Origin of the sequence: Rathayibacter sp. AY1F8 (assembly GCF_002932165.1) — a bacterium.
GTDB lineage: Bacteria > Actinomycetota > Actinomycetes > Actinomycetales > Microbacteriaceae > Rathayibacter.
Genome location: NZ_PSVB01000003.1, coordinates 126,417 through 153,073 on the forward strand (window position 1 = coordinate 126,417; position 26,657 = coordinate 153,073).

The window sequence follows — 26,657 nt, forward strand, 5'->3', positions numbered from 1 at the left end:
GATCAGCCGGTCTAGGATGTGCGGATGAGCGACACGAGCCTGCGGAGCGGCGCCGGGTACTGGTACCCGGACGAGTCGTCCACCCGCCGTGCGGTCGAGGTGCTGAGCGCCATGCGCACGTACCGCGTCTCCGAGGTCTCGATGCGCCGCCGCACGCGCGAGCGGATGGCGATGGGCGAGACGGACCTGATCGCCATCCAGTACCTGCTCCGCCAGCAGCGCAAGGGCGAGCTGGTGACCGGCAAGGACCTGGCCTCGCACCTCTCCATCTCGTCCGCGTCGACCACGGTCCTCATCGACCGCCTGGTCCGCAGCGGCCACCTCGTGCGCAAGCCCAACCCGACCGACCGGCGCGGGATCGTCGTCGAGGCGACCGTCGACAGCGACGACGAGGTGCGCGCCACGCTCCAGGAGATGCACCGCCGGATGCTCGAGATCGCCGAGGACCTGGACGCCCCCGAGGCCGAGGTCGTCGTCAACTTCCTCCGCCGGATGAGCGCGGCCGTCGACGAGATCGACGCGGAGCACGGCGACGGGCACGATACGGACGAAGCCGACCCGGCGGAACCCTCCGAGGCGAAATAGCTAGACGGACTAGTAATAAGCCGAGGGGCCTATAGTCTGGCGGCATGGGTCAATTCCTCTACGGCACTCCTCCCGCCGTCATCGAGATCGAGGACCGGACCCTGGCCCACCTCCAGATCGTGATCTACGCGAAGTTCCGCCGCGACGAGCGCTTCAGCCTCACCCTCGACTCGATGCCCGAGGGCGCGCGCGGCCGCCACTCCTTCTGGATGAACCCGAACATCGCCCTGCAGTTCCATTTCGCGGGGAGCCGGCAGCCGACGATCAACCCGACCTGGGTCGAGCTCCTGATGGACGCGGCGAACAGCGGCGGCGGGCTGCGCCTGCTCCCCGAGCCCCCGTCATGACCCGGTCCCGGTGAGGCCGACCCGGCCCGGACGACCGCGGAGCTCCCCGCACGACGGTGGATCCGCAGCACCGGCCTCCTGCGACAGCGCACGTGCCCCCGGCCGCCCCGTCTCCTAGGGTGGAGCGGGCGCCGCGGGGCGCGCGGAGGGCGGGGGACATGCGCAGGACGGTCATCGGAGCGACGGCACTGGCCGGGGTGCTCGCGCTCGCGGGGTGCTCGGCGCCCGCTCCGGCTCCCACGGTCACGGTCACCGTGTTCGCCACGGCGACGCCGACTCCGGTGCCGGACCCGACCGTCACGGCGGCGCTCCCGCAGGCGACGGCCACGGTCTTCGCACCGGTCCCCGAGGCGACGGTCACCTTCACGCCGAACGCGACGCCGGACATCCCCGAGACCGCCTTCGCGGTCGACAACGGCGCGGTTCCCGGGGCGAACGGCGAGCCGACCCGCGATGGGGAGGGGGACATCGTGAGCTACACCGTGGTGCAGGGCGACACGTTCTTCGACATCGCGCAGCGCTTCGGGATCCCGGTGCAGCAGCTGCTCCGGATGAACCCGACGATCGCCGGAGCCGGCGAGGCGGTCTACATCAATGCAGTCATCAACCTCGACGCGAGCACGCTGGGCTGAGCGGAGCGGCGAGCCGCGGAGGCGGTCGCCCGGAGCGACCCGGCTACTGCGACTTCGGCAGGACGTGGAACGCGACGGCCAGCGATCCCGAGATCATCAGGATGCCGCCGACGAAGAGGAATCCGGCGATGTCGGGCAGCAGGAACGAGTTGCCGAGAACGAGGATCCCGCCGAGGAACAGCACGAACGAGAGGACGACGCCCAGACCAGTCATGCCCTCATCGTACGCAGGTCACGGGAGCAGGAGGTCCGCGAGCTCCTCGGCACCGGACACCAGCGCGATCGTCCCGACCGCCTCGAGCGGCGATCCGTAGCCCCACTCGACCATGATCGTCGGCACGCCGTGGGCGGCAGCGCCCTGCACGTCGTGCTCGCGGTCGCCCACCATCACCGGCGCCGAGAGGTCGACGCCGAGCTCGCGGAGCCGGCGCAGCGCCTCCTCCACGACGTCGGCCTTGGCGCTGCGGACCTCGTCCTCGGAGGCGCCGCAGATCACCGTGAAGTACTGCGCCAGGCCGTAGTGCTCGAGGATGCGCGTGGCCGCCGACTCCGGCTTGGAGGTCGCGAGCGAGAGCGGCACGCCGGCCTCGGCGATGCGCGCGAGCACCTCGGGCAGCCCCGGGTAGACCGAGGAGTCGAACAGCCCGCCCGCGTTGTAGCGGCGGCGGTAGACCACGAGCGCCGCCTGCGCCTCCTCGACGGTCATCCCGCCGAGCTCGCGGAACGCCTCGAGCAGCGGAGGGCCGACGTAGGCCAGCAGCTCGGCCGGAGCGGGCACGGGGCGGCCCAGCTCGACGAAGGTCTCGACGAGGGTGCCGGTGATGCCGGGGGCCGAGTCGGTGATCGTGCCGTCGAGGTCGAAGAGGATGCAGGACCAGGTGCCGGCGCGCGCGTCGAGGCCGGTGGCGGCGAGGGTCGTGTCGGACATGGCGGGCTCCTGACCTCGGAGGACGGGGTGACGCCGGCGCTGCCCCGCCGGGGGCCACACTCTACGGCCGTTCGGCGTCCAGAGCCCGTTCGACGAACGAACGGGTGACGACCTGAGCGATCGAGCCGGGGTCGAGCTGCACGGCGACGAAGTCGGCGGTGCGGATCAGCGCGAAGGCCTCGCGTCCGGGGAGGACCAGCATCTGCACCTGCGGATGCTGCTGCCGGGGGACCGCGGTGCGCACCTCGTCCGTGGAGGTGAACAGCGGCAGGACCTGCTCCCCGGTGGTCGTCGCGACGGTGCGGACGTGCGGCACGCCTCCGGGCTGGGAGCCCGTGACGTCGACCACGAGGGAGCCGTCGAGGCAGGCCTCGAGCAGCCGGTCGACGGCCTCGGCGGTGGGAGCGGCGACGAGCGCCTCCAGTGCTTCCCGAGCCTCCGCATTGCGGTACGGACCGGGTCGCGCCGGGCGTGCAGGGGGTCCGCCTCGTCGTGCCATGGCTCCACGCTAACGAAGACCGGGGCGTGATCGGAATCGCCGGGACCGGTTCCCGGGAATGCGCGCGATCGGTGTCCGGAATCGTTACGGCCGTCTGCGGACACCGTGTCCTCTATTCGACGGCTGGTGGCGAACAGCTCGATTCAGCCGTGATTGCCTCCGCTTATCCTGAACATTCCCCTCGACATGGCGCGAGAAAGGGACGAATGGCGCCATTCATGGCGCACTCGATTGTGAAAGGGGGTAATGTCTCTCCCGGTCCGGGTCGAGACAGTCCGGTCCCGCGAACTCCAGGAGGAAAAGTGGCCCAGAAGATCACGCTTGTCGACGATATCGACGGAACCCTTATCGATTCCGGTGACGGCGGTACCGTCCGCTTCAGCATCGAGGGCGCCAACTACGAGATCGATCTCGGCCCCGACAACATCGCCGAGCTCCACTCGGCGCTCGAGAAGTTCGTCTCGAGCGCCCGCCGCGTCGGCTCGCGCCCCGCGGCCGCCACGAGCGTCGCGACCGCCTCCAAGAGCGATCCCAAGCAGCTCAAGGCCATCCGCGAGTGGGCGAACGCCAACGGCCACCCCGTCTCCGACCGCGGACGCATCCCCTCCGAGGTCCAGGCCGCCTACCAGGCCGCCCACAAGTAGCGGCCGCCGGGCTCTCGGCCCGGTGAGACGCCGCATTCCCGGGCCTCGCGCCCGGTGAGCGGAAGGCCCCCGTGATCCGATCGCGGGGGCCTTCGCCGTGCCTGTCGCCGCGCCTGTCAGAACAGGCGGGTGTGGGAGTCGTCGGTGCCGCGCATGGCCTCGTAGTCGAGCACCACGCAGCGGATTCCGCGGTCCTCGGCGAGAGTCCGCGCTTGCGGCTTGATCTCCTGAGCGGCGAAGACTCCCGTCACCGGGAAGAGGTGCGGATCGCGATTCATCAGCTCGAGATAGCGGGTGAGCTGCTCCACTCCGTCGATCTCGCCGCGGCGCTTGATCTCGACGGCGACGGCGGCTCCCGAGGAATCGCGGGCGAGGATGTCGACCGGGCCGATCGCGGTCATGTACTCGCGCCGGACGAGAGTGTGCCCCTCTCCGAGGAGGCCGATCTGCTCGGCGAGAAGGCGCTGGAGATGCGACTCCACTCCGTCCTTCACGAGTCCCGGATCGACGCCGAGCTCGTGCGCCGAATCGTGCAGCACCTCGTGGATCGAGACGACGAGAGCGTCGCCGGTCTTGCGGTGCGCGACGGTCCACTGCTGCGTCACTCCCGCGGTGCGCGCCTCCTCGTCGGGCTCGCCCGTGATCAGCGTGCAGGGCGGGCTCATCCAGTTCAGCGGCTTGTAGGAGCCGCCGTCGGAGTGGATGAGGACGCTCCCGTCGGCCTTGACGAGCAGGAGGCGGGTGGCGAGCGGGAGGTGGGCGCTGAGACGGCCGGTGTAGTCGACGGAGCAGCGCGCGATGACGAGACGCACCCGTCGAGGATAGACGGCACGGCCCCGGCGGGCTCCCGGCTCAGTGCGCGGCGACGGGAGGCCGGCGGCCGAGCGGAGGAGCGGGCGGCGGCACCGAGAGCGAGGCGCGCAGCGCGACCGCGAACTCGGCCGGCGCCTCCGCCCACGGGTGGTGGCCGCTCGACTCGATGACGGCCAGGCTCGCCTGCGGCAGGAGCGCGGTGAGCGCCTCCAGAGCGGCGACGCCCGTCACCGGATCGTCCTCGCCGCCGAGGACGACCGCGGGGCAGTCGAGGCGCTGCAGAGCGTCGCGGATCGCCGCGGTGTCGTCGGAGCCGGCGGGAGTCGTGTGACCGGCAGCCCGGTCGTCGATCCCGAGCCAGGCGGTGCCGGGGGCGATCAGGAGCAGGTGGGCGACGCGCTCGGGCGCGTCCACGGCGGCGAGCAGGACGGCGCGGCAGCCGGAGTCGTGCGCGGCGAGATCGAGCTCGTCGACGCCGAGGTGGCGGCGCAGGTCCTCCACGTCGGCGGCCGTCGTGGCCGGGGGAGCGGGAGGCAGCTCCGCGGAGCCGCCCACTCCGCGCGGGTGCAGCACGAGGACCCGGCGCGTGCAGGCGATCGAGGCGAACGAGCCGAGATAGGAGGGGTGGCGCTCCGGCTCGCCGGGGACGACCACCAGGGGCCGCCCCTGACCGGCTCCGTGCTCGTCGACGTGGAGCAGGGCGCCGTCGCGCGCTCGGTACCGCATCCGCTCCCCCTCCGCCGCCGTCCTGGGAAGCCTAGGGGGAGGCGCGTCGGGGCGCCCGGGCCGCACGGGGGCTTGCGGCGGCGTCGAGGGCGCGGCGGTCAGCTCCGTCGGCTGCGGGCGGCGGGGGAGGCGAGCCCGGCCACGACCACCAGGGCCAGAACCAGGAAGAGGGCGTTCAGCAGGCCGTAGTGCTCGCCGAGGAAGCCGATCGCCGGCGGTCCGACCAGGAACGCGACGTAGCCGAGCATCGCCACCGCGCTGACACGGGCGGCCGAGTGCGGCCCCTCCGCCGCGGCCGACATGCCCACCGGGAAGCCGAGCGAGCAGCCCAGACCCCAGGCGACCGCGCCGACGACGACGAGCGCGTCGACCGGGGCGAGGATGAACAGCAGGATGCCGACGATCGCGAGCCCGGCGGAGGCGCGCAGCACCGGGACGCGGCCGAAGCGGTCGAGCACGGGCCCGCCGATCACGCGTCCGACGGTCATGGCGGCGACGAACGCGCCGAACACGACGGCGGCGGTCGTCTTGTCGGTGCCGTGGCCGTCGACCATCGCCAGGGTCAGCCAGTCGTTCGCGGAGCCCTCGGCGAAGGCCATGCCCAGCATGACCAGGCCGATGAGGACGAGGCGGCCGTCGCGCCAGACGCCGAGGGAGGCGGCGACGCGCTCGCGGACCGGCGGCTTCACCGTGGTCGCCGCGCCGGAGGTGTCGAGCTCCTCGCGGACCGGGACGAAGCGGATCGCGATCACCGCGGTCACAACGATCACCACGGCGATCGCGCCGAGGTGGACGGCGACGGGCACGGCCAGGGCGGAGGCGCCCGCGCCGATCAGCGCGCCGGCCACGGTGCCGAGGCTGAAGAAGGCGTGGAACAGCGGCAGGAGCGTCTTGCCGAAGGCCTTCTCGTTGGCTGCTCCCTCGACGTTCATCATCACGTCGACCGCTCCGTTGCCGAAGCCGAGCATCGCCATGCCGGCGAAGGCCGCGGGGAGGACGCCGATGACGTCGGCCGAGACGCCCAGCACCGCGAGCCCCGCCGCCGAGACGGTGAGGCCGAGCGCCATGCCGCGCCGGGCGCCGATCGCGCCCATGACCGGCGTCGAGAACGCGAGTCCGACGATCGCGCCGATCGACATCGAGAGGATCAGCAGGCCCACTCCGGCGGTCGAGAGCTGGAGCTCGTCGCGGATGGCGGGGGTGCGCGAGACCCAGGTGGCGATCGAGATCCCGCTGAGGACGAAGATCGTGAAGACGGCGTTGCGCCAGGCGACCAGCTGCGGGCGCGTGAGCGCGGACGTCGAGGTCATGGCGGTTCTCCTGGTGCGGGCGGGATCCGGACACCGGATCGAGAGGCACGGTCGAATCGATTCGAAGCGAGCCGGTCTAAGCTATCCGGAACCCCGGGGACGGTCAACCGACGACGAGCGCGCCGCCCCCACGAGGAGGAACGTGGAACCCCGCAAGAGCCCCCGGCCGACGCTCGCCCGCGTCGCGAGCCGGGCCGGAGTGTCCCCCTCCACCGCCTCGCTGGTCTTCAGCGGCTCCGGCCCCGTCTCGGAGGCCACGAAGGAGCGGGTGCTGCGCGCGGCGTCCGAGCTCGACTACGCCGGCCCCGACCCGCGGGCGCGCTCGCTCCGCCGCGGCCGCTCGGGGATCGTGGGGGTCGTCGTGGACGAGCGGATGCTGCACGCGTTCCGCGACCCGATCAAGATCGCCATGCTCGACGGGATCGCCGACGTGCTCGGCGGGGTCGACGCCGGGATCCTGCTGCTCACCGAGACCGGCGACGGCGCGGGCCTGCTGGCGACGGCCCCGGTCGACGCGATGATCCTGGTCGGCTGCAGCCCGTCGGTCGACGACTCCGTCGCCGTGCTGCGCCGCCGGGGGGTGCCGGTCGTCGTGGTCGAGGGCCTCTCGGAGCTGGGCGGCGCCGTGATCTCGCTCGACAACCGCGAGGCCAGCCGGACCCTCGCGGAGCACCTGCGCGAGCTCGGCCACGAGCGGGTCGCGGTGGTCGCGCTCCCGTTCGCGAAGGACCGCCGCCGCGGCGCGATCCCGGCCGGCTGGCGCTCGAGCCCCAGCATCACTCCGGTCGACCGCCTCCTCGGCGTGCAGGACGTCTTCCCGGAGGCGTCGGTCGTCGCCGCCGCGGCGAGCTCCGTCGACGAGGGCGTCGCCGCGGGCCGCACGCTGCTCGAGGGGGCGGAGCCGCCGACCGCGGTCGTCGCGCAGAGCGATCTGCTGGCCGCGGGCGTGATCCTCGCGGCGGAGGAGCGCGGGCTGCGCGTGCCCGAGGACCTCTCGGTGGTCGGCTTCGACGGCGTGCAGGTGCCCGGTCTCGCGGCCGAATACGACCTCACGACGATGGCACAGCCCGCGGTCGAGAAGGGCCGTGCGGCGGGACGGGCCGCGGTCGCGCTCCTGGCCGACGAGGAGGCGGAGGCGGTCTGCTTCCACGCCGTCTTCCACCGCGGGAACACCAGCGCACCGCCGCGCTGACCGGAGTTGTCCACAGGCTTCTCCACAGGGGAGGAGTGCGGTCAGCGGAGCCAGACGTCGCTGCGGACCCGGAGCCCGAGGGTGACCGCGCGGGCGCCGAGGAAGCCGACGGCGAAGGCGAGCCAGAGCGCGAGGAGGCGCCATTCGGCGGGCGCGGCGGGGGCGAGCAGGGCGAGCGGGACGAAGACGGCGAGGTTCGCGAGGCCGCTGAGCGCCAGGTAGCGGCCGTCGCCGGCGCCGATCAGCACGCCGTCGAGCACGAAGACGTAGCCGCCGAGCGGAGCGGTGAGGCCCACGACGGCGATCGCCGCGGGCAGCAGCCGCAGCACCTCCGGGTCGCTCGAGAAGACGTACGGCAGGACACCGCTCAGACCGGTGACCAGCGCTCCGAGCACTACTCCTGCACCGATTCCCCAGGTCACACAGCGTTTCGTGACGGCTCGGGCCTGCTCGGCGTCGCCCGCGCCGAGGAGGCGGCCCAGCAGCGCCTGCGCGGCGATCGCCACCGCGTCGAGGGCGAAGGCGACCGTCGAGAACAGCGTCATCGCCACCTGGAAGGCGCCCAGCTCCTCCGCCCCGAGCGAGGTGGCGGTCGCGACCGCGAGCAGGATCGCCGCGCGGAGGCTCGCTGTGCGCAGCAGCATCCAGCCGCCGGATCCCGCGGAGGAGGCCAGGCCCGCGAGGTGCGGCCGCAGCGGCGCGCCGACCCTCCGGGCGAGCCGCAGCGCGACTCCCGCGTAGGCCGCGAGCATGGCCCACTGCGCGATCACCGTCCCCAGTGCGGAGCCGGTTATCCCCAGGCCGGCCGGGTAGATCAGCACGGCGTTGAGAGCGGCGTTGAGGGCGAATCCGCCGGCGGCGATCACCAGCGGAGTGCGGGTGTCCTGGAAGCCGCGGAGGAGCCCGGTGAGCGCGAAGACGCCGAGCATGGCGGGGATCCCGGCCATGCTCACCGCCAGGTACCGCACGCCCGCCTCGGCCACCGCCGGTTCCGCGCCGAAGAGCGCCACGACGGCCGGAGCGGTCAGCGCGCCCACCACGGCGATGCCGGCGCCGAGGAGCAGGGCCAGCCAGCCGCCGTCGATCCCGGCCGCCACGGCCCTTCGCTCGTCGCCCTCGCCGAGGGCCCGGCCGACCCGCGGAGTCGTGCTGTATGCGAGGAAGACCATGAGGCCGACGATCGTCTGCAGCAGAGTGCAGCCCAGCGCGAGCCCGGCGAGCGGGACGGCGCCGAGATGGCCGACCAGGGCGGAGTCGGTGAGCAGGAACAGCGGCTCGGCGACCAGCGAGCCCAGCGCCGGGACGGCGAGCCGGAGGATGCTGCGGTCGAGGGCGGAGGTCACCGCTCGACGCTAGCGGCTGCCGGAGCTCCGGGACCGGCGTACCGTGGGCGGGATGCAGCGCTTCGGGATCGGGCTGGCGGCCGTGGGCCGGCCGGCGTACATCACGGCAGGGCGCGACGACGACCTCGGCCCCGCGGCCGAGCGGAGCGTCGACACGCTGCGCGAGCGCACGCACCTGCTGCTCGACGCGGCGTGGGACGTCGGCGTCCGCTTCCTCGACGCCGCGCGCTCCTACGGGCGCGCGGAGGAGTTCCTCGGCGGCTGGCTCGCCCGGCATCCGGAGCGGCGGGCGGCGCTCACGATCGAGTCGAAGTGGGGCTACGAGTACGTCGGCGGGTGGGCGATGGACCCGCCGGTGCACGAGCGCAAGGAGCACTCGGTCGCGATGCTCGACCGCCAGTGGCCGCTCACGCTCGACGCGCTCGGCTCGGCGCCCGACTCCTACCTCGTCCACTCGATCACTCCCGAGAGCCCGGCCCTCACCGACCGCCCGCTGCTGGACCGACTGCGCGGCCTCGCCGGCTCCGGAGTGCGCGTCGGCCTCTCCACCAGCGGACCCGAGCAGGCGCGCGTGATCGAACTCGCCCGCGCGATCCCGGAGTCGCCGTTCAGCGCGGTCCAGAGCACCTGGAACCCGCTCGAGCAGTCCGCGGGCCGGGCGCTCGCCGCCGCGCACGACGACGGCTGGCTGGTGGTGGTCAAGGAGGCCCTCGCCAACGGGAGGCTCGTGGCGCACCCAATCGAGCACGCCGGCGCCGCGCCGGACGCCGTCGCCCTGGGGGCCGCCCTCGCGCAGCCCTGGGCCGACGTCGTGCTGAGCGGCGCGGCGACTCCGGAGCAGCTGCGGGCCAACCTGCGCGCGCGGCCCCGGGAGCTCCCGGACCTCCCGGCGCTCGCCGTGGATCCGGCCCGCTACTGGGCCGAGCGCTCCGCTCTCGACTGGACCTGAGAGCACTCGAACGAAGTGAGGCGTGCGCTCCGGCGCCGCACGGGATAGCGTTCCTCTCAGCGCCCCGTCTGCCCTCTCTGCGAGGGCTGGCGCGCGGATCGGCCCTCGTGACATCGCCCGAGGGGATCCGCCCCGGCCCGCCACCCCTCTTCGAGTGCGGGCGAATCGAGCTTCCGATTCTCAGGCGATCCGCAGGTTACGGGCGGGGTGACGGCAGTGCCAGAGGAAGCGGGGAGCGCGGGCTTAACGGGGGGTGACGCATCGGCGGGCTATGCCGGGGAGGCCGGACGGCCGTGGTCCGAGGGGTCGATCCGGATGGCGCACTCGAGGAGCTCGGCGCTCCTCCACAGGGCGCGGATCAGCGCGGGCATCCCCGGGAGCGATCGTCACGATCCCGAGCCCTCAGGACTCGGAGCCCCGCCGGACCCGCAGCCGCGTCTCCTCGAGGTCGAGCAGCGACTGGGCGTCGCGGAGGATGCGCTGCGGGTAGGCGCGGCGCGAGCGCGCGTCCAGCAGCGCCTCCCGCTCGGCCGCGACCACGGCGAGGCGCAGCGCTCGGTAGAGGCGGTGCGGCGTGTCCGCGACCGACCTCTCCGTGCCGCGCGAGCGCTCCCAGGCGGCCTCGGAGCGGAGGAACGACGTCTGCCGCACCCGCTCCAGGACGTCCGGAGCGACGCCGTCGGCGCCCTCGACGGCGTCGCCCGGGCGCTCCAGCACCGAGAGGCCCTTCTCGGTGATCTCGTCGAGCAGGCCCGCGAGCGCGCGCTGGTCCTCGGGCACGTCGATCCCGCGGATGCCCAGCGCCCGGATCAGCAGCGGCAGCGTGCTGCCCTGGATCAGCAGGGTCGCGACGGCCACGGTGAAGGCGATCAGCACGAGCTGCGGGCGGTAGGGGATGTCCTCGGGCAGCGACTGCGCGGCCGCGAGGGTCACCACTCCGCGCATCCCGGACCAGCCGAGCACCAGACCGCCGCGCCAGCCGATGCCGTTGCGGCTGAAGTGCCGGTAGTCGCTGCGCCGCAGCAGGTAGCGCCGCTTCGCCCGGCCGCGCTCCTCCTTCGGCAGCTCCTGCGCCTCGGGCGACTCGAGCAGCTCCTTCTGCTCGCGGGCCCGGCGCTCGGCCCAGCGGGTCTGCCAGCGCTCGCCGAGGAGGACCGGCCCGACCCAGAGGAAGCGCACGACGATCAGCCCGACCACCGCGATCAGCCCGATCCCGACCGCTCCGGGCACGGAGAGGCGCGCGCTGTCGGCGTCGTGGATCAGCGAGCGGATCTCGAGCCCGATCAGCAGGAACACGCCGTTCTCGAGCAGGAACTGCACGGTCCGCCAGTTGATCCGGTCGTTCACCCGCGACTGCGCGGTGAAGGCGCGGGAGGAGGCGTGCCCGGTGTGCAGGCCGGCGACGACCACGGCGAGCACGCCCGAGGCGCCCAGGCCCTCGGCGGGGATGAACGCGACGAAGGGGACGATGAAGGAGAGGACGGTGTTGAGCACCGGGTCCTCGAGCCGCGAGCGGACGAAGACGGTGACGACGCTGGCCACGAACCCGACCACGACGGCCACGACGACCGCGTAGAGGAAGTCGCCGATCGCGGCCCACGGCGTCGCGAGCGTCCCGGCGGCGGCGGCGAGGGCCGAGCGGAGGAGCACCAGCGCGGTCGCGTCGTTGATCAGCCCCTCGCCCTCGAGCAGGGTGAGCAGACGCGGCGGGAGGCCGAGCCGCCGGCCGACCGAGGTCGCGGCGACCGCATCGGGCGGGCTGATGATCGCGCCCACGGCGATCGCCAGGCCCAGCCCGAGCTCGGGGAGGAGGAGGAAGAGGAGCGCGCCGACGCCGGCCGCCGAGATCAGCACCAGAACGACCGACAGGCCGGTGATGGTGGTGAGGTTCCGGCGGAAGTCGATGAACGGGACGCTGAGCGCCGCCGCGTACAGCAGCGGCGGCAGCACGCCGTCGAGCACCCACTCGTGCGGGACGACCACCTCCGGAACCCCGGGGATGTACGAGAGGCCGACGCCGGCGAGCACGAGGACGATCGGGGCGGCGACGCCGAGGCGCCGCGAGAAGACGGCGACCGCGACGAGGACCGAGACGCCGACGATCGCGGCGATGCCCAGCTCCATCAGCGGAGGCTCTCGAGGGCGCAGAAGGGCATGGTCTCGTCTCCAGGGGGTGGCGGGCGATCGCCCGGGACGAGTCTGCGCCTCTCGGCGGATGCGGGGCAGGGGGTTGCGAGCACCCGGCGTCCCGCGCCGGGGTCAGCCGTCGTCGCGAGCGGCGCGGCGGTCGAGCAGGCGGGCGAGTCCGAGGAGGAGCGCCATGGCGCCGAGCGCCGCGACGGCCAGGGCGAGCGCGGCGCCGGGCTCGAGCGTGATCCCGCGCTCGACGACCTGCGCGCGCAGCACCGGGTCGGCGGAGACGACGAGCAGGCCGATCGAGGCGGCGGCGAGGACGAGTCCGTAGAGGACGGCGCCGACGCGGATCCGCGGGCGGGCGGTGGCGGGGGTGGGCGTGGTGGTCATCGTGCGGCTCCGGTCTCGGGGGTGGGTGTCGGGGTGGCGTCGGCGTCCGGCGCGGTGGTGCCGGAGTCGGCGCCCGGTGTGGAGTCCTGGACTCGGATCGACCCGCCCTCCTGGGCGATGCGGACGACGAACGGCTCGGCCTCGGGATCGCCGAAGGTCTGCGTCCACAGCTGACGGCCGTCGGCGGTGCGGACCTCGCGGGGCGCGTCGATCGCGCCTCCGTCGGCGTCCAGCACGAGGAGCTCGGTGTCCTCCGTGGTCGCCTCCAGGCGGACCGCCGTTCCCGCCATCGTGGCGACGGACACGTGCCCGTAGCCGATCCACAGGTCCAGCGGCTCGCCGGAGGTCTCGTAGCCGGGTGCGACCGTGACGCGCAGGTCGCTCGCCGCGAGCGTCGCGTAGCGGCCGGGAGCGGCGCTCGAGAAGCCGTAGGTGCCGAGCACGGGGAGCAGCTCGCGGTCGGTCGGCAGCACGGCGGCGCAGGCGGCCGTGACCAGCGCGACCGTCGCGAGGGCGATCAGCGCGATCGCGCGCCTCCGGAACAGGCCGGCGAGCACGATCACCACGGCGAGCACGAGCGCGACCGAGGCGGCTCCGACGACGAGGGCCGTCGGTCCGGAGGCGGTGAGCGAGACCAGTGCGCCGGCCAGGGCGGCGGCGCCCAGGGCGAGCAGCGTGAGGCTCGCCCGCAGCCGGGGGTTCGCGGCGCGTCGGAGGCGCTGGCGCTCCAGGCGCGCGGCGGTGACGGCGGCGGCGGCGACTCGCGCCTCCTCCGCCCGGGCGCGGGCCGTCTCACGGGCAGACGCGCTCTGCTGGGCGCGGAACGCCTCCCGCTCGGCCCGCCAGGCCTCCTGACGCTCGCGCCACTCGGCGACGGCCTCGGGGGACGAGGGGCGCTCGTCCTGCAGCCCGGGGTCGGGTGCGGGGTAGGCGGGAGCGGAGGGCGCGGGGTAGGGGAGCGTCGCGGAGGGGTGTGCGGACGGGGAGCCCTGGGCCGGGTGAGCGGCCGCGTCGTCCGATCGCCGGCTCCGCCGCACGATCCAGACCACGAAGGCCACGATCAGCCCGAGCACCACGAGCGACCACAGCGTCCGCCCGGTCGCGGGCGCCCAGGGCATCGCCCCGGTGTACGCGCCGCCGAGCGACCAGAAGCCCTGCGCCACCGGCAGCATCGAGGCGAGCACGAGGACGCCGATCCCGGCGTGCACCCGGTCGAGCGAGCCGCGGAGCAGCCGCTCCACCGGCAGGGCGCCGTCCTGGTCGGGCAGCAGCAGCCAGGCCGCGGCGTAGAGGAGGAGCGCGGGCCCGCCCAGCACCGCGACGACGAGCACGATCCCGCGCACGATCAGCGGGTCGATGCCGAGCCGGTCGGCGATCCCCGCGCAGACGCCGCCGATCCAGCCGGGGCGGCGGGGCAGGTCGAGGCCGCGCAGCCAGAGCACGAAGCGGTTCTCGGGCGCGGGGGGCGGATCGGCGGGGCCGGAGGCTTCCGGGCCGGTGCTCTCGGGGCCTGTGCTGTCCGGGCCGGCGCTGTCGGGGCCGGCGGCTCCGGGATCCGTCCCGATCGGCGTCGTCGCTGTGCTCGCCGCCTCCGTGCCGTCCGGCTCCGCGGAGCTCGGCGGGGTCGTGCTCTGTCCTGTCATGCTGCGAGTCTCCCGTGCGCTCCACGGCCCGGACCATCGGGGGAACCCCTGATCCGACCCCGAGAGCACCCCCGATCGTGCGGCCGACCTGTTTGGATGCAGGGGTGAGCACAGTCCCCGGCACCGCCGTCCGCCCCCCGCTGCAGCGGCCGCGGACGATGCTGCTCGGCGGAGTGTGCACCGCGGTCGCCGACCACCTCGGCTGGAGCGTGCGGAGGACCCGCCTCCTGGCCGTTCTCACGACCGCGCTCGGCGGGGGCGGCGCGCTCCTCTACCTCTGGCTCTGGGCGCTGGTGCCCCTCGCGCCGCTCGACTCGCGCGACGCGGATCCGGCCGTCCGCCGCTCCGCTCCCGTGGCCGGCCTGCTGACCCTCGCCGCCGCCGTCGCGGCGCTCGCCGTGCTGATCACCGTCGACAGCGGCGACGACGCCGACATCACGCGCGCGCTCGTCGCCGTCGGCCTGCTCGCGGGAGGAGCCGTCGGCTGGAGCCTCGGGCTCGACCGCGGCGACGCCGTCCGCCCCGCCCGGTACGGCTCCGCGGTGCGCCTCGCCTCCTGCGCGCTGCTGGTGCTCGCCGGAGCGGCCGTGCTCACCGGCCGCCCGAGCGCCCTTAACGCGGTGCTCGCCGTGGGCGTGCTGCTGATCGCCGCCGGCGTGCTGGCCGCGCCCCGGGTGGTGACCCTCTGGTCCGAGCTGATGGGCGAGCGCGCCGCCCGCGTGCGCGAGGAGCAGCGGGCCGAGATCGCCGCGCACCTGCACGACTCCGTGCTGCAGACCCTCGCGCTCATCCAGAACCGCGCCGGAGCCTCGAGCGAGGTCGCCCGCATCGCCCGCGCCCAGGAGCGGGAGCTGCGCGACTGGCTGTTCGAGCGCGACGTCCCGGTCGCCAACGACCTGGCCGCCGAGGTCCGGGCGATCGCCGCCGCCGTCGAGCTCGACTACCCCGTGCACCTCGAGGTGGTGGCCGTCGGAGCGTCCGTCCCCGGCGCCGCCGCGCTCCTCGCCGCGACCCGCGAGGCCGTGCTGAACGCGGCCCGGCACGCGGGCGGCGACGTCTCGGTGTACCTCGAGTCCTCCGTGCAGGGCGTCGACGTGTTCGTGCGCGACCGCGGCCCCGGCGTCGTCCTCGACGAGGTGCCCGGGGACCGCCTCGGCATCCGCGAGTCGATCATCGGCCGGATGGCGCGCGCGGGCGGCAGCGCGACCGTGCGCCCCGGAGTCGGCGGCACCGGCACCGAGGTGCATCTGCGGCTCCCCGCGGAGGTCGAGCGGTGACCCGCGTGCTGCTGGTCGACGACCACTCCATCTTCCGCTCCGGCCTGCGGGCCGACCTCGCCCCCGAGCTCGAGGTCGTCGGGGAGGCGGCCGACGTCGACTCCGCCGTCGGCCTGGTCGCCTCGCTCGCGCCCGAGGTGGTGCTGCTCGACGTGCACCTGCCGGGCGGTGCGGGCGGAGGCGGGGCCGAGGTGCTGCGGCGCAGCGCCGGGTCGTCGTCGCGCTTCCTGGCGCTGAGCGTCTCGGACGCTGCGGAGGACGTGGTCGGCGTGATCCGCGCCGGCGCACGCGGCTACATCACCAAGGCCAGCTCCGGAGCCGAGGTGAGCCGGGCCGTGCTCGCGGTGGCGGGCGGGGACGCCGTGTTCTCGCCGCGCTTGGCCGGCTTCGTGCTCGACGCCTTCGGGGCGCTGGCGGGCGAGCAGGCGGAGTCGGTGGACGAGCTCGACCGGCTCTCGGCCCGCGAGCGCGAGGTGATGCGCCTGATCGCCCGCGGCTACGCCTACAAGGAGGCGGCGGCCGAGCTCTTCATCTCGGTCAAGACGGTCGAGTCCCACGTCTCCGCCGTCCTCCGCAAGCTGCAGCTCTCCTCCCGCTACGAGCTCACCGCCTGGGCCTCCGCGCGCCGCCTGCTCTGAGGCGCGCGCGAGCAGTCAACCCCGTCCCTCCTCCCGCTCCTGCCGTCCGACACTGTCGGGACACGACAGGAAAGGACGACCCGATGGTGACCACCACCCCCGCTCTCCCGACCCTGGCCGAGCTCCTCCGCGACTCCCGGCCCGTGTCGCAGCTCTACGTCGACCTCGCGATCGACTCCGGCGATCCGCCGGACATCTCGCTCGAGCGCGCCACGTCCCTCGGAGACGAGCTCGCCCGCCAGGGTGCGCCGCAGGCCGACATCCGGGCCCTCACCGCTCTGCTCGAGGGGGCCGGGCGCCCCCAGGGCGGCTGCTGCCTCTTCGCGGTCGCCGTGGACGGGAGGGTCGTGCTGAACGAGGTGCTGCCGGGTCGGCCGGTCGCGCCCGAGGGCGTCTCCTACAGCCCGCTCCCCGACATCGTGCCGCTGCTGCAGCACCGGCCCGACCTGCGCGTCCTCGTCGTCGAGACCTCGCGGGACGGCGGCGAGATCCGCCTGCACCGCCTGGGCGCGCAGCGACCCGAGGCCGAGCAGGCCGTGCAGGGCCGCACCGACACCCTCCACAAGGCGCAGGCCGGCGGCTGGCGGCACGACCGGTTCCACCACCACGCGGAGGAGATCTGGCGGCGCACGCAGGCCGAGCTCGCCGCCGCGGTGGACGAGCTCGTGCGCGTGCACCGGCCGTGCCTGCTGGTCGTCGCGGGGGACATCCACGCCCGGCAGCTGCTCGCGCAGCAGCTCTCGCCGAGCAGCGCCGCGATCCTGGCCGTCGAGCCCGTGAACACGCGGGCCGCCGGCAGCGAGGAGGGGGCGCTGGAGCGGTTCGTCGACGAGCAGCTCGACCGCATCCTGCTGCGCGAGAAGGAGGACGTGCTCGACGCCCTGCGCACCGGGGAGCCGCGCCGCACCGTCGAGTACTCGCTCGGCGCGATCGTCACGGCGCTGGCCTCGGCACAGGTCGAGACGCTGGTACTCGACCCCGGCCGGCTGCGCGAGCGCGCTCTGCTGGCGCTCGCCGCGGAGCCGTGGGTCGCGTCGGCCCCGGAGGAGGCGCTGGGTGCCGAGGTGATCGACTCCGTCGACGCCGCCCTCGCGCTGGCCCGCGCCGCCGTGCTCACGGACGCGCGCGTGCTCGTCACCGACTCCCGCACCGCTCCGGAGGGGGTCGACGTGGTGACGCTGCCGCACGACGCCGACGCCGCGGCGATCCTCCGCTGGCGCACCGGCCCGCCGGTCCCGGGGGCCTGAGCGGCGGGTCCCCGAGCGCGACAGGGCCCGGGCCCCGATCCTGTGATCGGTCCCGGGCCCTGTCCGGCCTCACGCCTGCTGGTCGTCCTCGCCCTCGGCGGCCGCGCGGCGGCGCGCTCCGAGTCCGAGCGCGGTGGCGCCCGCGGCCAGGAGCGCGGTGGCGCCCGCGATCAGGCCGACGCTCTCGACTCCGGTCGAGGCCAGCCCGCCGCCCGAGCCGCCGACGGGCAGCGGGGTCGGCGTGCCGGTCGGCGCGGTCGTGGGCACCGGGGACGGAGCAACGGTGGGCGCCGCAGTCGGCCCGGCGGTCGGTGCCGTGGTGGGAGTCGCCGTGGGCGCGGTGGTCGGCGGGGTCGTCGGTGCCGTGGTCGGCCCGGCGGTCGGCGTCGGAGTCGGCGCCACGACCTGCGACGCCGGCAGGATCTGCACGATGGTCGGACGCGGTGCCGCCACCGCTCCCGCCGCCGTCGATCCGTAGTCCGGGAAGAACGAGGTCGGCGCCTCGAAGGTGCCCTCCTCGCCCGGGTGCTGCACCGCCACGAACACGTGCTGGTCGAGGTCGTGGACGATCGGTCCGCAGGTCTCGGCGTCGCGGGGCACCGAGAGGAACTGCTCCACCCTGCCGCGCGTCGCGCCCTCGAGCGCGACCTTGAAGAGCCCGTCGTTGTAGCCGATGCCGCTCGGGGCGCCGTCGGTCGAGATCCAGAGGTTCCCGACCGAGTCGAAGGCCAGGTTGTCCGGGCACGAGATCGGCGAGACCTGGTCCGCCGGGAAGCCGGAGAAGTAGACGACGTCGCCCTGCGCCTGGTCGCCGCAGAGCATCAGCAGGTTCCAGGTGAAGGTGCGGCCGGTCTGGTCGCCGCCGTCCTCGATGATCTCGACGATGTGGCCGTCGCGGTTCTCGGTGCGCGGGTTGACCTCGGTCGCGCCCTCCTTGGCGCCCTCGGTGCCGCGGGCGGAGTTGTTGGTGCAGGCCACGTAGATCCGGCCGCTGACCAGGCTGGGCTGCACGTCCTCGCAGCGGTCCATCTTGGTCGCGCCCGCGGCGTCCGCCGCCTGGCGGGTGTGCACGAGCACCTCGGCGACGCTCATCCCGGCGATCGTCGAGGCGCCGTTCAGCACCAGGGGCAGCCACTCGCCGATGCCGTCGAAGCCGCCGTCCGAGGGGACCGCCCCGGTGCCGGTGATCTCGGCGACGGGGGAGTCGCCGGTGAAGCGGGCGACGTAGAGGTCGCCCTCCTCCAGCAGGGTCTTGTTGTGGGCGCGGTCGCCCTCGATGTAGCGCTTCGTCGAGACGAACTTGTAGAGGTAGTCGAAGCGCTCGTCGTCCCCCTGGTACGCGACCACGCGGCCGTCCGGGGCGATGATGACGTTCGCGCCCTCGTGCTTGAGCCGGCCGAGCGCCGTGTGCTTCTTCGGCGTGGAGTCGGGGTCGAAGGGGTCGAACTCCACGATCCAGCCGAAGCGGTTCGGCTCGTTCTCGTAGCCCGGGGTGCGGGCGTCGAAGCGGGGGTCGTCGAGCTCCCAGAGGCGCGAGGTCTCGGAGTCGGCGAGGCCGTAGCGCTTCTCGGCGTCGCTCGTGCCGACGGCGCGGAAGTAGCCGTTGAAGTTCTCCTCGCCCGAGAGGATCGTGCCCCACGGCGTCGTGCCCCCGGAGCAGTTGCCGAGCGTGCCGAGCACGGTGCGGCCCTCGGGGTCGGCGACCGTCTTCAGCAGGTCGGTGCCGGCGGCGGCGCCGGTCACCTCGTAGGGGGTGTCGAGCAGGTAGCGGCGGTTGCGCTCGCCCCCGCGGACGTAGGCCCACGGGCGGTCGACCGCGGTGCGGACCAGCTCGACGACGCTGAGGCCGTGGGCGGCGCGGCCGACGGCGCGCACGCGCTCCGGCTCCGCCTCGAGCTGCGCGGCCGGGAACATGATGCTCTCGTTCGTGTACTCGTGGTTCACGACGAGCAGGGCGCGGAGGCGCTTCGAGCCCGGGATCTCGACGATGTCGGTGTAGTCGTTGTTGTAGCCGAACTGCGCGGCCTGGGCGGCCTCCGTCTGGTCGGCGATGTCGAAGGCGGGGCTGTCGGCGAAGAGCGGGTCGCCCCAGCGGATGATCGGCTGCCAGGCGAAGCCCTCGGGGACGGTGAACCGGTCGACCGTGTACGGCACCGGAGCGATGGGAGTGAAGGCGAGCGGCGAGCCGTCGGCCGAGGTCGCCACGGCCGCCTCGGCGGTGGGTGCTCCTCCGGCGGACGCGACGGCGACGGTGACCGCGCCGGCCAGGCCGAGGCCGAGGGCGCTGCGGCGGGAGAGCTGCGACGAGACGATGTCGCGGAAGTAGCTGTTGTGCGACGTGTTGCAGGTCGCGGTGGAGCAGGCGTTGGCGCACTTCAGCGCGCAGGTGACGGGGCTGCGCTTGCCGCGCACGTGGCCGGCCATCGGGAGGAGGAGCGGGCGGCGGGCGGTGTCTGACATGGAGGTCCTTCGATCACGAGCAGGAGACGCGATCGAGGCAAGCAGGGGGAGGGGGCGCCGATGCCGCCGGGTGGAGGCTCCTCCCTGAACGGATTGTGAACGTTCTCACAAGAAGGTGAGGCTCACCTTCCCTCCCGGCGGCCCTCCGAGCGCGCCTCCAGGACCGCCCCGACGTTCCCCGCGATCCACTCGACGACCGGCAGCAGACGCTCCGCCAGCTCCGCTCCCAGCGGCGTCAGCCGGTACTCGACGTGCGGCGGGACGACTGGCCGCGCCTCGCGGTGCACGAAGCCGTCCTCCTCCAGGATCCGCAGCGTCTGGGCGAGCATCTTCTCGCTGATCCCGCCGATCCGGCGCCGCAGAGCGCCCCAGCGCAGCGTGCCCGGAGCGAGCGCCGCGAGCACCAGGACGCCCCACTTGCTGGTGACGTGCCCGAAGACCTCGCGGCTCGGGCAGTCGGCGGAGTAGACGTCCCCGGCGAGCAGGGGGGAGTCGGCGATCATCATGGGTGCTCCTCGGAACAGGTGTGATGACAGTACTAACGAAATAGTGGGTACTGCATTCCGGGAAGCAGGAGGAGGATGCGCCGGTTGCACCCTCCTGGCGGCGGACCCCGCCCGCCCCACCCGTCAGGAAGGACCCCTCATGACCCTCGTCGTCACCGGAGCCACCGGCCACCTCGGCCGTCTCGCCGTCGAGCACCTGCTCGCCCGCGGCACCGCCGCCTCCGACATCGTCGCCACCGGCCGCGACGCCGCGAAGCTCGAGGCGCTCGCCGCCGACCTCGGCGTCCGCACCGCCGTCGCGGACTTCGACGACCCCGCCTCGCTCGACGACGCCTTCTCCGGCGCCGAGGCCGTCCTCCTCGTCTCGGGCTCCGAGGTCGGCAGGCGCGTCGCACAGCACACCGCCGCGATCGACGCCGCCGTCCGCGCCGGCGCGCGCCTGGTCTACACGAGCGCCCCGAAGGCGACCACGAGCGCGCTCATCCTCGCCCCCGAGCACAAGGCCACGGAGGAGGCGATCGCCGCCAGCGGCGTCCCCGCCGTCGTCCTCCGCAACGGCTGGTACAACGAGAACTACGAGCAGACCGTCGCCGAGCTCGCCTCGACCGGCAGCACCCTCTCGAGCGCCGGCGAGGGCCGCGTCGCCAGCGCCGCGCGCACCGACTACGCCGAGGCCGCAGCGGTCGCCCTGACCGACCCGTCCCTGGTCGGCACCGTGCACGAGCTCTCCGGCGACACCGCCTGGAGCTTCGACGAGCTGGCCGCGATCGTCGCCGAGGTCGCCGGACGCGACGCCGCGATCAGCCACGTCTCCTCCGACGAGCACGCCCGCGTCCTCACCGGCGCCGGCGTCCCCGAGGGCGGAGTCGGCTTCGTCGTCGGCCTCGACGCGAACATCGCCGACGGCCTCCTCGGCGGGACCGACGGCTCGCTCGCCCGCCTGATCGGGCGGCCGACCACGCCGATCCGCGCGTACGTCGAGGAGCAGCTCGGGCGCTGACGCTCCGGCGTCCCCGTCGGCCGGGTCCGGCTCGCAGGAGCACCCCGCTCCCGCGAGCCGGACGGTGGCGCGCCTGGCCTCCCGCGGCGCCGCGCCGGTCACTCCCTTCCGCGACTCCGCATCCGCCCTTTGCGGCTCCGCGCCCGACCCGCCGCACCTCGCGCCACGGTGTCGGCGCCCCGACGTAGGCTGTCCGCCATGACCTCGACGACGCCTCGCTCCGGTATCGACCGCTCCGAACTCGACCCCGCGACGCGCCCGCAGGACGACCTCTACCGGCACGTCAACGGGCTCTGGATCGACCGCACCGAGATCCCCGCCGACAAGGCGCGCTACGGCTCCTTCCACCTCCTCCAGGAGGAGGCGGAGAAGGCCGTGCGCGACATCATCGTCGAGGCGCAGACCGCGCAGCACGGCACCGAGGAGCGCCTGTTCGGCGACCTCTACGCCTCCTTCATGGACGAGGAGCGGGCCGAGGAGCTCGGCGCCGCCCCGATCGCCGACGACCTCGCCGCCGTGCAGCGGGTCGACTCGATCCCCGGCCTGCTCCGCGCGGTCGGCGCCTTCGAGCGCACCGGCGTCCCCGGGCTCTTCGGCCTCTTCGTCGACAACGACCCGGGCAGCCCCGAGCGCTACCTCGTCTTCGTCAACCAGGGCGGCCTCGGCCTGCCGGACGAGAGCTACTACCGCGAGGAGGAGTTCGCCTCCGTCCGCGAGGCCTACACGCCGTTCGTCGCGCGGATGCTGGCCCTGGCCGGCATCGACGCAGCCGAGGCCCGCGCCGAGCGCATCGTCGCCCTCGAGACCGATCTGGCCGCCGCGCACTGGGACAAGGTCCGCAGCCGCGACAGCCAGGCGACCTACAACCTCCGCTCCTGGTCCGAGGTCGAGGAGCTCGCCGCGGGCGTCGACCTCGGCGTGTGGCTCACTGCGATGGGCGCTCCGGAGGGGGCGCTCGCCGAGGTGGTCGTCCGCCAGCCGAGCTTCCTCCAGGGCCTCGCGGGCCTGCTCACCGAGGACCGGCTCCCGGCCTGGCGCGACTGGCTGTCCTGGCAGGTGATCCGCGGAGCCGCGGCCTACCTGTCCAGCGGGTTCGTCGACGCCAACTTCGACTTCTACGGCCGCACCCTCACCGGCACCCCGCAGAAGCGGGAGCGCTGGAAGCGCGCCGTCTCGCTCGTCGAGGGGTCGCTCGGCGAGGCGGTCGGCCGCACCTACGTCGCCCGCCACTTCCCCGAGACGGCGAAGGCCGCGATGGACGTGCTGGTCGCGAACCTCATCGAGGCGTACCGCCGCTCCATCGTCGACCTGGAGTGGATGAGCCCCGCCACCCGCGAGCGCGCGCTCGAGAAGCTCGCGAAGTTCACGCCCAAGATCGGCTACCCGGTGCGCTGGCGCGACTACTCCGCCCTCTCGATCGACCCGGCCGACCTGCTCGGCAACGCCCGCCGCGTGGCCGAGTTCGAGTTCGCCCGCGAGCTCGGCAAGATCGGCCGCCCGCTCGACCGCGACGAGTGGTTCATGACCCCGCAGACGATCAACGCGTACTACAACCCGGGCTTCAACGAGATCGTCTTCCCGGCCGCGATCCTGCAGTTCCCCTTCTTCGACGAGGCCCGCGACCCCGCCGCGAACTACGGAGCGATCGGCGCCGTCATCGGTCACGAGATCGGCCACGGCTTCGACGACCAGGGCTCGCGCTTCGACGGCGACGGCCGCCTCACCGACTGGTGGACCGAGGAGGACCGGGCCGCGTTCGAGGAGCGGACGAAGGCGCTCATCGCGCAGTACGACGCGCTCGCTCCCGCGACCACGCCCGGGCACCACGTGAACGGCGCCCTGACCATCGGCGAGAACATCGGCGACCTCGGCGGTCTCGGCATAGCCTGGAAGGCGTACCTGCTCTCGCTGGACGGCGAGGAGCCGCCCGTCGTGGACGGTCTGACCGGCGCCGAGCGCTTCTTCCTCTCCTGGGCGCAGGCCTGGCAGCAGAAGTCGCGCGACGAGGAGACGATCCGCCTCCTCGCCATCGATCCGCACGCTCCGGCCGAGTTCCGCTGCAACCAGATCGTCCGGAACATCGACGAGTTCTACGCTACTTTTGACGTCTCCGAAGGCGACGCCCTCTGGCTCTCCCCGAGCGAGCGCGTCACCATCTGGTAGTCGCCGCCGACCACCTCCGCACCACGGACGAGGAGCCCCGGGCATCGAGAGCCGACCGATGCAGCGGGGTCGTCCGCCGATCGCGCGTCCTGCCGGCGCGTGAGGACTCAGGTCCCCCCTCCGCACGACCGCACTCCCGACCCGTAGAGGGGCCGTACCCGTGGTGATCCCCACCAGCGAGACCCGCCGTGAGAGCCGACGCAACCGCCGGGGGCGCCACAAGGGCGGCGGCGACCGCGAGAACTTCCAGCGCGGCTTCGACGCCCTCGGCCGTCTCGCGATCGACGGGGTCGTCGTCTCGGCGCGCGCCGTCGACCTGGCGACCGGCCGCACCCTGTTCGCGGTCGACGACTCCGTCTCGATGCCCACCGCCTCCCTCGGCACCGTCGTGCTGCTGATCGAGGTCGCCGCCCGGCTGGCGAACGAGCCGCAGGAGAACCTGCGCCTGGTCGACCGGACCGCGGCGGACGCGGTCTCGGGCTCCGGGCTCTGGCAGCACCTCCAGGTGCCGTCGATGCCGATCGCCGACCTCGCCGCCCTCGTCGGTGCCTCCAGCGACAACCTCGCGACCAACGTCCTGCTGCGCCGCGTCGGCCTCGACGCCGTGCGCGAGCGGGCGGAGGCACTCGGCCTCTCCCGCACCGCCCTGCTCGACGTCGTGCGCGACGAGCGCGGCCCGGACGACGCGCCGCAGCTCTCGATCGGCTCCGCCCGCGAGCTGACCTGGCTGCTCGCCACCCTCGCGAACGGCGAGATCGTCGACGCCGCCGTGAGCTCGCGGGTGATCGGCTGGCTCTCGCTCGGCACCGACCTCTCGATGGTCGCCGCCTCGTTCGGGCTCGACCCGCTCGCGCACCGCCACCCCGACCACGGGGTCCTGCTCGTCAACGCGACCGGCACCGACGTCGGCGTCCGCGCCGAGGCCGGCGTCCTCCGCGGCCCGCGCGCCGGAGTCGCCTACGCGGTCGCCACCCAGTTCGACGACACGACCCTGCACTACCGCCTCGCGGTGCTGGAGGGCATGCGCACCCTCGGAGCCGACCTGCTCGAGTACGTGCACTGACGGCTGCCGGGGCGGAGGCTCCTCCGGAGCAGGCCGACCCCGCGGGGCCCCTCGGGTGCCCCGTCAAGTCCGTGACCGCCTCCGGGGACGCGACCTAGGCTGCCCGCAGCGGCGCCGCCTCCCGGGCGCACCGCGGAGAGGGAACCATGAGCAGCTTCGGCTTCGACGCCCCCGAGGACGTCACCGACACCACCCGCCCCGACGGCGACTCCCTGCCGGTCCCGCCGGAGGACCCGGCCGAGATCGACGACCCCGAGTCGATCGACGAGGCGCTCGACCAGGGCGCCGACGCCCGCCTCGGCGACGACCAGGACCCGCCGGAGCACCCCTTCATCCCGTCGCCCAGCTGATCGGCCGGCCGGGCGCCCCAGCGGCGCCCGGCCTTGTCCGACCTGGCTGCTCCTCCGAGCCGACTACTCCTTCGACCCCGGCTTCAGGCGGTTCGCGACGCGCTTGATCGGGTGGGCGGGCTCGCGCTCCGCCGGATCCTCGACCTCGAGGCCGTAGAACGTGCCGATGTCGCCGACGAACGCCTTGCGGCGGGCCTTGTCGTACGCGCGGATCTCGCGGCGGAAGGCGATCACCGTCGCGACGCACATCAGGATCATCACGACGCTGAACGGCAGGGCCGAGAGGATCGCCGCGGTCTGCAGGGCGTCGAGGCCGCCGGCGACCAGGAGCGACAGGGCGAGCAGCGCGGTCGCGACGGCGAAGAACACGCGGATGCGGTTGCGCGGCTCCGGCTCGCCGCCGGTCGCGATCATCGACATCACCAGCGCTCCGGAGTCGGCGGAGGTCACGAAGAAGACGCCGATCAGGAGGATCGCGCCGATCGTCAGCACCGAGCCCGCGGGCAGTCCCTGCAGCATCGAGAAGAGCGCCAGGTTGGTGTCGACCGAGCCGTCGGCGCCGACGAGGCCGCCGTCGCCGTAGAGCTCGCGGTAGATGGCCGTGCCGCCGAGGACGCTGAACCAGAGGAAGGTCATGATCGTCGGCACGAGCAGCACGCCGCCGACGAACTCGCGGACCGTCCGGCCCTTCGAGACGCGGGCGATGAAGATGCCGACGAACGGCGCCCACGACATCCACCAGCCCCAGTAGAACGTGGTCCACGAGGCCTGCCACTGCTCGCCCTCGCGCCCGGCGTAGGCGCTGACCGTGAAGGTCAGGCCGATGAAGTTCTGCAGGTAGTTGCCGAGCGACTGCACGAACTCGCGGAGGAGGAACTGGGTCGGGCCGGCGACGAGCACGAAGACGAGGAGCGCGGCGGCGAGCAGCAGGTTGCCGGTCGAGAGCCACTTCATGCCCTTGCCCACGCCCGAGATCAGCGAGAAGACGGTCAGGCCCGTGACGACGGCGATGACCACGATCTGCACGGTGAGCGACGACTCCACGATGCCGCTCGCCTCCAGGCCCGCCGAGATCTGGGTGACGCCCAGGCCGAGCGAGGTCGCGACTCCGAACATGGTGCCGACCAGGGCGACCACGTCGATCGCGTTGCCCCAGCCGCCGCGGACCCGGCGGCCCAGCAGCGGCTCCAGCGCCCAGCGGATCGACACCGGCCGCTTGCGGCGGTGGATCGCGTACGCGAGGGCGAGGCCGACCACCACGTAGATGGACCAGGCGTGGACGCCCCAGTGCAGGTAGGTCTGCGAGATCGCGCTCTGCGCGAGCTGCGTCTCGGTGCCGGTGACGCCCGGGCGCGGAGTGGCGAAGTGGGTGAGCGGCTCCGCGACGCCGTAGAAGACGAGGCCGATGCCCATGCCGGCGGCGAAGAGGAGCGAGATCCAGGCGAGCATCGAGAACTCGGGCTCGTCGTCGTCGGCGCCGAGCTTGATGTCGCCGAAGCGGCTCACGCCCATCCAGATGGCGAAGGCCACGAAGACCGCGGCGATCAGAACGTAGTACCAGCTGAACGTGTTGACGACGGTGGTCTGCAGCGTCGAGAACACGGAGGTCGCGGCGTCGGGCGCGAGGATCGCGAAGGCCGCGATCGACAGCGTGAGGACGGCGGCGGGCCAGAAGACCCACCGCGCGAGGCGGTGCGGAGGGGCGGTCGTGCCCGCGGTGGCGGGGGCGGTGTCCGGGGAGGACGGGTGCTCGGACATGGGGTCCTCTCGTCGGCGGCAACCGTCCACGGTACACGGGGGCCCGTCGGCGGCCCCGGCC

Annotated in this window: 26 protein-coding genes; 13 read left to right on the forward strand and 13 right to left on the reverse strand. The window is 73.8% G+C overall.

Annotated features, from left to right (window positions below; genetic code table 11):
• Positions 1-24: 24 nt before the first annotated feature.
• The 3 genes from C5C35_RS03840 to C5C35_RS03850 all read left to right on the forward strand — a co-directional run bounded on the left by C5C35_RS03840 (position 25) and on the right by C5C35_RS03850 (position 1,564).
• Positions 25-585, forward strand: coding sequence for a MarR family winged helix-turn-helix transcriptional regulator (locus C5C35_RS03840; RefSeq protein ID WP_104247561.1), 561 nt, complete (start codon positions 25-27; stop codon positions 583-585).
• A gap of 44 nt (positions 586-629) precedes the next feature.
• Positions 630-932: an ATP-dependent DNA ligase gene (locus C5C35_RS03845; protein ID WP_104225758.1), complete on the forward strand. Its 303-nt coding sequence runs from the start codon at positions 630-632 to the stop codon at positions 930-932.
• 158 nt (positions 933-1,090) lie between these two features.
• Complete coding sequence (locus C5C35_RS03850) at positions 1,091-1,564, forward strand: LysM domain-containing protein (protein ID WP_104222627.1); 474 nt, start codon at positions 1,091-1,093, stop codon at positions 1,562-1,564.
• Between the two features lie 43 nt (positions 1,565-1,607).
• On the opposite strand, the gene C5C35_RS16890 is transcribed toward C5C35_RS03850, so the two are convergent.
• The 3 genes from C5C35_RS16890 to C5C35_RS03860 all read right to left on the reverse strand — a co-directional run bounded on the left by C5C35_RS16890 (position 1,608) and on the right by C5C35_RS03860 (position 2,991).
• Positions 1,608-1,778 carry a hypothetical protein gene (locus C5C35_RS16890; RefSeq protein WP_159911733.1) on the reverse strand — a complete coding sequence of 57 codons (171 nt, stop codon included), beginning with the start codon at positions 1,776-1,778 and terminating at the stop codon, positions 1,608-1,610.
• Between the two features lie 18 nt (positions 1,779-1,796).
• A complete protein-coding gene (locus C5C35_RS03855) occupies positions 1,797-2,492 on the reverse strand; it encodes an HAD hydrolase-like protein (protein WP_104222626.1) in 696 nt (231 codons plus the stop codon).
• 61 nt (positions 2,493-2,553) lie between these two features.
• On the reverse strand, positions 2,554-2,991 hold the full coding sequence (locus C5C35_RS03860) for an SseB family protein (RefSeq protein ID WP_104262595.1): 438 nt from the start codon (positions 2,989-2,991) through the stop codon (positions 2,554-2,556).
• Between the two features lie 302 nt (positions 2,992-3,293).
• Between C5C35_RS03860 and C5C35_RS03865 the strand changes: the two genes are divergently transcribed.
• Positions 3,294-3,635 (forward strand): Lsr2 family protein, encoded by a 342-nt coding sequence (locus tag C5C35_RS03865; protein WP_104222624.1) that lies wholly within the window; start codon positions 3,294-3,296, stop codon positions 3,633-3,635.
• A 116-nt stretch (positions 3,636-3,751) separates the two neighbouring features.
• On the opposite strand, the gene nucS is transcribed toward C5C35_RS03865, so the two are convergent.
• From nucS to C5C35_RS03880, 3 genes are all read right to left on the reverse strand, one after another.
• Positions 3,752-4,447, reverse strand: coding sequence for an endonuclease NucS (gene nucS, locus C5C35_RS03870; RefSeq protein ID WP_104247564.1), 696 nt, complete (start codon positions 4,445-4,447; stop codon positions 3,752-3,754).
• A gap of 40 nt (positions 4,448-4,487) precedes the next feature.
• Positions 4,488-5,174 carry an alpha/beta fold hydrolase gene (locus C5C35_RS03875; protein ID WP_104262596.1) on the reverse strand — a complete coding sequence of 229 codons (687 nt, stop codon included), beginning with the start codon at positions 5,172-5,174 and terminating at the stop codon, positions 4,488-4,490.
• Positions 5,175-5,272: 98 nt separating this feature from the next.
• Positions 5,273-6,484, reverse strand: a complete 1,212-nt coding sequence (locus C5C35_RS03880; protein WP_104262597.1) for a sugar MFS transporter — start codon at positions 6,482-6,484, stop codon at positions 5,273-5,275.
• 142 nt (positions 6,485-6,626) lie between these two features.
• On the opposite strand from C5C35_RS03880, the gene C5C35_RS03885 reads away from it, so the two are divergent.
• Positions 6,627-7,676, forward strand: a complete 1,050-nt coding sequence (locus tag C5C35_RS03885; protein WP_104335426.1) for a LacI family DNA-binding transcriptional regulator — start codon at positions 6,627-6,629, stop codon at positions 7,674-7,676.
• Between the two features lie 41 nt (positions 7,677-7,717).
• Here C5C35_RS03885 and C5C35_RS03890 read toward each other — a convergent pair whose 3' ends face one another.
• Positions 7,718-9,019 (reverse strand): MATE family efflux transporter, encoded by a 1,302-nt coding sequence (locus C5C35_RS03890; RefSeq protein WP_104262598.1) that lies wholly within the window; start codon positions 9,017-9,019, stop codon positions 7,718-7,720.
• Positions 9,020-9,071: 52 nt separating this feature from the next.
• Between C5C35_RS03890 and C5C35_RS03895 the strand changes: the two genes are divergently transcribed.
• On the forward strand, positions 9,072-9,968 hold the full coding sequence (locus tag C5C35_RS03895; protein WP_104262599.1) for an aldo/keto reductase: 897 nt from the start codon (positions 9,072-9,074) through the stop codon (positions 9,966-9,968).
• A 402-nt stretch (positions 9,969-10,370) separates the two neighbouring features.
• On the opposite strand, the gene C5C35_RS03900 is transcribed toward C5C35_RS03895, so the two are convergent.
• The 3 genes from C5C35_RS03900 to C5C35_RS03910 form a co-directional block, all read right to left on the reverse strand.
• Positions 10,371-12,092, reverse strand: a complete 1,722-nt coding sequence (locus tag C5C35_RS03900) for a sodium:proton antiporter (protein ID WP_104257967.1) — start codon at positions 12,090-12,092, stop codon at positions 10,371-10,373.
• Between the two features lie 135 nt (positions 12,093-12,227).
• Complete coding sequence (locus C5C35_RS03905; protein WP_104262600.1) at positions 12,228-12,491, reverse strand: hypothetical protein; 264 nt, start codon at positions 12,489-12,491, stop codon at positions 12,228-12,230.
• The gene (locus C5C35_RS03910; RefSeq protein WP_104262601.1) at positions 12,488-14,134 is read right to left on the reverse strand and encodes a PspC domain-containing protein; all 1,647 of its coding nucleotides are present in this window, start codon (positions 14,132-14,134) and stop codon (positions 12,488-12,490) included. The genes C5C35_RS03905 and C5C35_RS03910 overlap by 4 nt, the downstream gene beginning before the upstream one ends.
• Positions 14,135-14,238: 104 nt before the next feature.
• On the opposite strand from C5C35_RS03910, the gene C5C35_RS03915 reads away from it, so the two are divergent.
• From C5C35_RS03915 to C5C35_RS03925, 3 genes are all read left to right on the forward strand, one after another.
• Positions 14,239-15,411 (forward strand): sensor histidine kinase, encoded by a 1,173-nt coding sequence (locus C5C35_RS03915; protein WP_104222840.1) that lies wholly within the window; start codon positions 14,239-14,241, stop codon positions 15,409-15,411.
• Positions 15,408-16,049: a response regulator transcription factor gene (locus C5C35_RS03920; protein WP_104225749.1), complete on the forward strand. Its 642-nt coding sequence runs from the start codon at positions 15,408-15,410 to the stop codon at positions 16,047-16,049. Before C5C35_RS03915 ends, C5C35_RS03920 begins: the two co-directional genes overlap by 4 nt.
• 83 nt (positions 16,050-16,132) lie before the next feature.
• On the forward strand, positions 16,133-17,296 hold the full coding sequence (locus C5C35_RS03925; RefSeq protein ID WP_104262602.1) for a Vms1/Ankzf1 family peptidyl-tRNA hydrolase: 1,164 nt from the start codon (positions 16,133-16,135) through the stop codon (positions 17,294-17,296).
• A 69-nt stretch (positions 17,297-17,365) separates the two neighbouring features.
• Here the strand turns inward: C5C35_RS03925 and C5C35_RS03930 are convergent, their stop codons facing one another.
• The gene (locus C5C35_RS03930; RefSeq protein ID WP_104262603.1) at positions 17,366-19,756 is read right to left on the reverse strand and encodes a PhoX family phosphatase; all 2,391 of its coding nucleotides are present in this window, start codon (positions 19,754-19,756) and stop codon (positions 17,366-17,368) included.
• A 122-nt stretch (positions 19,757-19,878) separates the two neighbouring features.
• Positions 19,879-20,262: a helix-turn-helix domain-containing protein gene (locus C5C35_RS03935; protein ID WP_104225746.1), complete on the reverse strand. Its 384-nt coding sequence runs from the start codon at positions 20,260-20,262 to the stop codon at positions 19,879-19,881.
• Positions 20,263-20,401: 139 nt separating this feature from the next.
• Between C5C35_RS03935 and C5C35_RS03940 the strand changes: the two genes are divergently transcribed.
• From C5C35_RS03940 to C5C35_RS03955, 4 genes are all read left to right on the forward strand, one after another.
• Positions 20,402-21,262 (forward strand): NmrA family NAD(P)-binding protein, encoded by an 861-nt coding sequence (locus C5C35_RS03940; RefSeq protein ID WP_104262604.1) that lies wholly within the window; start codon positions 20,402-20,404, stop codon positions 21,260-21,262.
• Between the two features lie 198 nt (positions 21,263-21,460).
• Entirely contained in the window at positions 21,461-23,425 is a 1,965-nt protein-coding gene (locus C5C35_RS03945) for a M13 family metallopeptidase (protein WP_104260965.1), read from the forward strand.
• A gap of 160 nt (positions 23,426-23,585) precedes the next feature.
• Positions 23,586-24,488 (forward strand): serine hydrolase, encoded by a 903-nt coding sequence (locus C5C35_RS03950; RefSeq protein WP_104222833.1) that lies wholly within the window; start codon positions 23,586-23,588, stop codon positions 24,486-24,488.
• Positions 24,489-24,634: 146 nt separating this feature from the next.
• Complete coding sequence (locus C5C35_RS03955; protein WP_104222832.1) at positions 24,635-24,838, forward strand: hypothetical protein; 204 nt, start codon at positions 24,635-24,637, stop codon at positions 24,836-24,838.
• A gap of 63 nt (positions 24,839-24,901) precedes the next feature.
• Here the strand turns inward: C5C35_RS03955 and C5C35_RS03960 are convergent, their stop codons facing one another.
• Complete coding sequence (locus C5C35_RS03960) at positions 24,902-26,596, reverse strand: BCCT family transporter (RefSeq protein WP_104262605.1); 1,695 nt, start codon at positions 26,594-26,596, stop codon at positions 24,902-24,904.
• Between the last annotated feature and the right edge of the window lie 61 nt (positions 26,597-26,657).

Excerpts from the sequence above, each read along its gene's own strand:
- C5C35_RS03875 (WP_104262596.1), bottom strand. The coding sequence starts at position 5,174 with ATGCGGTACCGAGCGCGCGACGGCGCCCTGCTCCACGTCGACGAGCAC.
- C5C35_RS03955 (WP_104222832.1), top strand. The coding sequence starts at position 24,635 with ATGAGCAGCTTCGGCTTCGACGCCCCCGAGGACGTCACCGACACCACC.
- C5C35_RS03845 (WP_104225758.1), top strand. The coding sequence starts at position 630 with ATGGGTCAATTCCTCTACGGCACTCCTCCCGCCGTCATCGAGATCGAG.
- C5C35_RS03925 (WP_104262602.1), top strand. The coding sequence starts at position 16,133 with ATGGTGACCACCACCCCCGCTCTCCCGACCCTGGCCGAGCTCCTCCGC.
- C5C35_RS03945 (WP_104260965.1), top strand. The coding sequence starts at position 21,461 with ATGACCTCGACGACGCCTCGCTCCGGTATCGACCGCTCCGAACTCGAC.
- C5C35_RS03895 (WP_104262599.1), top strand. The coding sequence starts at position 9,072 with ATGCAGCGCTTCGGGATCGGGCTGGCGGCCGTGGGCCGGCCGGCGTAC.
- C5C35_RS03855 (WP_104222626.1), bottom strand. The coding sequence starts at position 2,492 with ATGTCCGACACGACCCTCGCCGCCACCGGCCTCGACGCGCGCGCCGGC.
- C5C35_RS03880 (WP_104262597.1), bottom strand. The coding sequence starts at position 6,484 with ATGACCTCGACGTCCGCGCTCACGCGCCCGCAGCTGGTCGCCTGGCGC.
- C5C35_RS03905 (WP_104262600.1), bottom strand. The coding sequence starts at position 12,491 with ATGACCACCACGCCCACCCCCGCCACCGCCCGCCCGCGGATCCGCGTC.
- C5C35_RS03940 (WP_104262604.1), top strand. The coding sequence starts at position 20,402 with ATGACCCTCGTCGTCACCGGAGCCACCGGCCACCTCGGCCGTCTCGCC.
- C5C35_RS16890 (WP_159911733.1), bottom strand. The coding sequence starts at position 1,778 with ATGACTGGTCTGGGCGTCGTCCTCTCGTTCGTGCTGTTCCTCGGCGGG.
- C5C35_RS03960 (WP_104262605.1), bottom strand. The coding sequence starts at position 26,596 with ATGTCCGAGCACCCGTCCTCCCCGGACACCGCCCCCGCCACCGCGGGC.
- C5C35_RS03850 (WP_104222627.1), top strand. The coding sequence starts at position 1,091 with ATGCGCAGGACGGTCATCGGAGCGACGGCACTGGCCGGGGTGCTCGCG.
- C5C35_RS03935 (WP_104225746.1), bottom strand. The coding sequence starts at position 20,262 with ATGATGATCGCCGACTCCCCCCTGCTCGCCGGGGACGTCTACTCCGCC.
- C5C35_RS03930 (WP_104262603.1), bottom strand. The coding sequence starts at position 19,756 with ATGTCAGACACCGCCCGCCGCCCGCTCCTCCTCCCGATGGCCGGCCAC.
- C5C35_RS03900 (WP_104257967.1), bottom strand. The coding sequence starts at position 12,092 with ATGGAGCTGGGCATCGCCGCGATCGTCGGCGTCTCGGTCCTCGTCGCG.
- C5C35_RS03860 (WP_104262595.1), bottom strand. The coding sequence starts at position 2,991 with ATGGCACGACGAGGCGGACCCCCTGCACGCCCGGCGCGACCCGGTCCG.
- C5C35_RS03840 (WP_104247561.1), top strand. The coding sequence starts at position 25 with ATGAGCGACACGAGCCTGCGGAGCGGCGCCGGGTACTGGTACCCGGAC.
- C5C35_RS03910 (WP_104262601.1), bottom strand. The coding sequence starts at position 14,134 with ATGACAGGACAGAGCACGACCCCGCCGAGCTCCGCGGAGCCGGACGGC.